1 protein-coding gene is annotated in these 1,720 nt (G+C 72.2%); it reads right to left on the reverse strand.

Going from position 1 to position 1,720, the window contains the following annotated elements:
- Positions 1-842: 842 nt before the first annotated feature.
- Complete coding sequence (locus tag ACOV8S_RS32975) at positions 843-1,583, reverse strand: peptidoglycan recognition protein family protein (protein WP_448322347.1); 741 nt, start codon at positions 1,581-1,583, stop codon at positions 843-845.
- Positions 1,584-1,720 lie beyond the last annotated feature (137 nt).

The raw sequence follows: 1,720 nt of genomic DNA on the forward strand, positions 1-1,720 counted from the left end.
GTGTCGGAAGCGGGGCGGGAGGGCGTCTGTGCTCGGCCATGCGTGGGGCTCCTGCGAGGGGACCGGGACGTCCGGTGGCATCACGGTCGATGATGTGCTGGTCCGTTGGTGTCTGCCCGAAGTTTTTCCATGTATGACCCACTGATTCACCGTTCGGCAATCAGGAGACTCGTGAAGGCGTCGAAGGGTTGCACGAGGTGACAGGGAAGCAGGGACGCGGGCAAGGGGAGTGGGGAGTGGGAACGGGCCACGGGCAGGAACGGCGCCCTCATCCGCTCGTGTCCGGGACCGACCGGCGGCTCGTCCCGGAGCAGCGTGACGGAGACGTCCGGCATCTCGATCGGCAGCCCGGGGCCTCGCTCGGCGTGCCCCGGCGGTGCTCCGTCCCGTGGACGCGCCGCCCGGTCCGAGGCGGCGCCTGTGACGCGGACCGGTGTCGCGGACGGGCGCTCACACGCTTTCGAGGAGGGGCTGGGAGCCGGCCGTGATGAGACCGGGGACCGTGAAGTCGAGCCCCACGGTGCGCGTGACCCCGGCGGCGAGGGCGTAGGTGGCTCTGGTGTCGCGGGGGACGGCCGCGTGGACGGTGACGGGGCCGTCCTGCGGCTCACCGACCCGACCACCGAGCCGTGCGAGGCACGGGTCCACGCATCCGAGCGGGCGCTGCTCACCCCGGTCCGCCCGGACGGGCAGCCGGCCGGCGAGAGCGCGGGCCGGCAGGGAGCTGCGGCCGGCGTGTGGCCCGTCGGTGCTGAGCACGACCGGGTCGCCCACCGCGGTCCCGCGGTGGGCGACCCGGTCGGGTCTGACGAGTGGGCTAGGGCATGTCCGCCGGACAGGCCCTAGGCGAAGGTGGCCTTCCAGGTGGCCGGTCCGACCACGCCGTCCACGCTCAGCCCGGAGCGCGACTGGAAGGTGCGGCAGGCCGCGTCGGAACCCGGGCCGTACTGGCCGTCGACGGCCAGGGAGAAGCCGTGCGCACTGTTCATCCGGTACTGCCAGGTCGCCACGCTCGCGTGCACGGTCATCGGTGACTGGCGGAAGGCGACCCCCGGGTAGGGCAGTGGGCCGCCCCCGGGGTTGACCTCGCCGCTGATGACCCGGGCGTACAGGTTGCCGGGGCAGCCGGTCGAGTGATGGTCGCGGTGGCCGGTGATGGCCTGTGCGGCGCCGCCCGACACCCGCAGGCGGTTGATCCCGTAGCGGATGGCGTCGAGCAACCCGGTGGTGATGGTGTCGTAGTTGCTGCTGGTGCCACCTGTCAGGGCGCACACCGCGTACCAGTCGTCGTTGCCCTGGGTGGTGCCCTGGGCGGCGGTGCGGACGTTCTCGCCGCGTCCCTGGAACAGGTAGCCGTGCACACAGGCGAGATGGCTGTAGGCGATGTCGGACCAGCCGTTGGAATCCATGTGGTAGTTCTGGATCCCTCTGACCTGGGCCGCGCAGTCGGCGTGGCCGGCCCGGGCCACCTTCACCTCGTCGACGTGATGGACCGTCACGCCTCCCTGCGACGGCGTGATGTCACTGCTGACGTCCAGAGGTGACCGGGCGCCCCACTGGGCGCGGGTGACGAAGGTGGCCATCAGTTCCGCCCCCCACGCTCCATGGCGCAGCCGACCGCGGCGTTCAACGGCTCGGCGTGCGGTTTCCGGGCGGCGTCGGAACCGTAGACGGCCCCGGGCTCGCGAGGACTCGTCGCGGGGGAACGGCCGTCCCCCTG

The sequence above is a fragment of the Streptomyces sp. CO7 genome, assembly GCF_053474865.1.

Bases quoted from the DNA above. Each gene is read 5' to 3' on its own strand.
- ACOV8S_RS32975 (WP_448322347.1), bottom strand. From the start codon at position 1,583: ATGGCCACCTTCGTCACCCGCGCCCAGTGGGGCGCCCGGTCACCTCTG.